This window comes from Paracoccus marinaquae (assembly GCF_018860165.1).
Taxonomy (GTDB): domain Bacteria; phylum Pseudomonadota; class Alphaproteobacteria; order Rhodobacterales; family Rhodobacteraceae; genus Paracoccus; species Paracoccus marinaquae.
This window is the reverse complement of record NZ_JAHKNG010000091.1, coordinates 1-3,144: the sequence shown is the minus strand read 5'-3', so window position 1 is coordinate 3,144 and position 3,144 is coordinate 1. Positions and strand designations below refer to the sequence as shown.

Below are 3,144 nucleotides of genomic sequence, written 5' to 3'. Positions count from 1 at the left end.
TCGATGCCCGGACCCGCGCGGATGCCTCGGATGCACCGATCTGGCGGGTGTTGCGCCGGCGTCCGAACCGCTGGCAGACACCGTCGCAATTCCGCCGCATGATGCAGGCGCATCTGCTGTTGCGGGGCAACGGCTATGCGATGATCGTGCGCTCGCGCGGCGAAGTCCGCGAACTGATCCCGCTGCACCCTGACCGAGTCGCGGTCACGCAGGGCGATGATCTTACTCTGGCCTACGTCTATACCCGGATGGATGGGCAGCGGGTGTCGCTGGAACAGGACGAGGTGCTGCACCTGGTTGGGCTGACGCTGGACGGCGTGCACGGGGTCTCGGCCATTGCCTATGCTCGCGAGACCATCGGTCTGGCGCTGGCGATGGAGGATCATGGGGCCACGACATTCCGCAACGGTGCGCGGGTCAGCGGGGTGCTGAAACACCCACAAAAGCTCGGCCCGGAAGCTGTGGCCAATCTCAAGGCCGGTTTGGACGCGTTCCGCGCCGGCGGCGAGCAGGAGGGCAAGAACCTGATCCTTGAGGAAGGCATGGAATATGATCGCATCGCCATGACGGCGGAGGACGCGCAATGGATCGAGAGCCGCAAGTTCAGCCGCACCGACATTGCCATGTTCTTCGGGGTGCCGCCGCATATGATCGGCGACACCGAGAAGTCCACCAGCTGGGGCACGGGCATCGAGCAGCAATCGATCGGCTTTGTCGCCTATACGCTCGAGGATCACCTGACGATGTGGGAGGAGGCGATTGATCGTGACCTGATCGGTGCTGACGATAAGCTCTATGCCCGGTTCAACCGCGCGGCCCTGGTCAAGGGCGACATCAAGGCCCGTTGGGAGGCCTATGTGAAAGGCCTGCAATGGGGCGTCTACAGCCCCAATGAAATCCGGGCACTGGAAGACCAGAATCCGCGCGACGGTGGCGACGTTTATTATCCGCCGCCTAACATGACCGCGAATGCCGAGGAAGTGGAGGACGAAGCCACTGCACCCGCCGAGCAGGATGAGGCCGACTCCTGACATTCATTTCACAGAGGCTCGCCCAATGGCCGGGGTGACCGTTTCAGTTCGTGAAGGCGTCGATCAGGTTGATGACGGAGAGGATCTTTCTGGTATCGCGATCAACCCGGTAGGCGCGATCGCCATCGCGATAATACCGCCAATCGTCGCGCGGCTCGAGACTGAGTCTGCGGGGGTCGCGAATAACCACATAATCACCAACTCGAAGGATGTCCCCGATCCTGGAGCCGTAATGATGATCATAAGACTTGCGTGCTTGGCCAGGGGGTACGCAAGGCGGGTTTTTCTTTGCAAGGCCTGGCGGACAATGTCCTGCAAATCCGCGGTGGTGGTTGCCGCGCGCCTTGCCTTTGCTGTGACCCGGATCTGCCAAAGCAGGCATGGCGGCCACCGATGTGGCTGCAATCGCCATTACGGCCAGTGTTCTGGAAAGTCTCATAGTTCACTCCGCTCAAGCGTTTTCGAATAGATAGTGCCGAGGGGGGTAGGAGTCAGCCCGGCCGAACAACATTAGGCCATAAATGCGGCGAAAATGGCGGGCTTCCGCCTGTCTAACTGTCGTCCAGCCTGAATTTTGCTAGCAACCGAAAGGCATACCGATGAGTCTGCGTGACCTCCCGGCTGGACCGGACTTTCAACGCCCCGCCACCTATCAGTTTGATACGCCGTCCGATGCGCTGGCAAAATGGGCTGACATGCCGAGCCCGGCGACGGCCAGCGACAACACCACGATCACGATGCTCGATATCATCGGCGACGACGGCATGGGCGGTGGCGTGAGCGCGAAACGGATCGCGGCGGCGCTGCGCGCCATCGGAAATCGCGACATCACGGTGCAGATCAACTCGCCAGGCGGGGATATGTTTGAGGGGATCGCCATTTATAATCTTCTGCGGGCGCATCCGGCCAGGATCATGGTCGAAGTGCTCGGCATTGCGGCCTCGGCGGCCTCGGTCATCGCCATGGCCGGTGACGACATCCGCATGGGGCTCGGCTCCTTCATGATGGTGCACAATGCCTGGGGCATGGTGATCGGCAATCGCCATGACATGCGCGAGGCCGCCATCGTGTTCGAGCAGTTCGATGCGGCCATCGCTGACATCTATGAGGTCCGCACCGGCATGAAGCGCTCCGATATCGAGCAGCTGATGGATGCGGAAACCTTCATGGCGGCGGCACAGGCTGTCGAATACGGCTTTGCCGATGTCGTCGACGATGCCGAAATCCACCCAGAGACCAATGCGTCCGCGCCGATCCGCCCCGAAATCTATGCCAAGCGCCGCATCGACGCAGCGCTTGCGCAACAGGGCATCTCGCGCACAGAGCGGCGCAAGATGTTTTGCCAGATTGCCGGCATGCACGACGCTGCCGATACCGCCACGCACGACGCTGGCTTCCATGCAGCCGCCATCCAGCGGTTGATCGACACCATCAGATCATAGGAGACTCGTCATGGGTATCGAACTGAACCCGCGTGCGCGCGGGATTGTCGGCGTGCGCGCCGATTCCGGCAGCGCCACCAAGATCCTGGCCGAACTGCAGAAGACCTTCGAGGACTTCAAGGTCGAGCGCGACAAGGAGTTGGCCGACATCAAGGCCGGCATGGCCGATGTGGTGCAGACCGAAAAGGTCGACCGCATCAATGCCGAGATCACCACCCTGCAAAAGTCGCTCGACGAAACCAACGCCATGCTGGCGGCAGTAAAGGTCGGCGGTGTTGGCGGGACGACCGATCCCGACAAGGCCGAACACGCGCAAGCCTTCGATCGCTTCTTCCGCCGTGGCGTCGATGCCGGGCTGCGTGATCTGGAGGTCAAGGCCAAGCTGACCACCCAGTCCGACCCCGATGGCGGCTATCTGGTGCCAGAAAAAACCGAAGCCGGCATCGATCGTGTGCTCGGCACGGTGTCGACGATCCGCTCGCTCGCCCGCACCATCTCGATCTCGACCAATACCTACAAGAAGCTGGTCAATATGGGCGGCGCAACGTCCGGCTGGGTTGGCGAGGAACAGGATCGTCCTGGCACGGCCACGCCGACGCTGCGCGAGATCGCCATCAATACCGGCGAGATCTACGCCATGCCCGGCACCACGCAGACCTCGCTCGACGATG

4 protein-coding genes are annotated in these 3,144 nt (G+C 61.8%); 3 read left to right on the top strand and 1 reads right to left on the bottom strand.

Annotated elements, in window-relative coordinates; all coding sequences use genetic code 11:
- On the top strand, nucleotides 1-1,031 hold a 1,031-nt coding region (locus KNW02_RS20180), incomplete at its 5' end, for a phage portal protein (protein WP_216034976.1).
- A gap of 43 nt (nucleotides 1,032-1,074) precedes the next feature.
- On the opposite strand, the gene KNW02_RS20175 is transcribed toward KNW02_RS20180, so the two are convergent.
- Nucleotides 1,075-1,470, bottom strand: coding sequence for a hypothetical protein (locus KNW02_RS20175; protein WP_216034975.1), 396 nt, complete (start codon nucleotides 1,468-1,470; stop codon nucleotides 1,075-1,077).
- Nucleotides 1,471-1,630: 160 nt separating this feature from the next.
- Between KNW02_RS20175 and KNW02_RS20170 the strand changes: the two genes are divergently transcribed.
- Nucleotides 1,631-2,473 carry a head maturation protease, ClpP-related gene (locus KNW02_RS20170; RefSeq protein WP_216034974.1) on the top strand — a complete coding sequence of 281 codons (843 nt, stop codon included), beginning with the start codon at nucleotides 1,631-1,633 and terminating at the stop codon, nucleotides 2,471-2,473.
- A 10-nt stretch (nucleotides 2,474-2,483) separates the two neighbouring features.
- On the top strand, nucleotides 2,484-3,144 hold a 661-nt coding region (locus tag KNW02_RS20165; protein WP_216034973.1), incomplete at its 3' end, for a phage major capsid protein.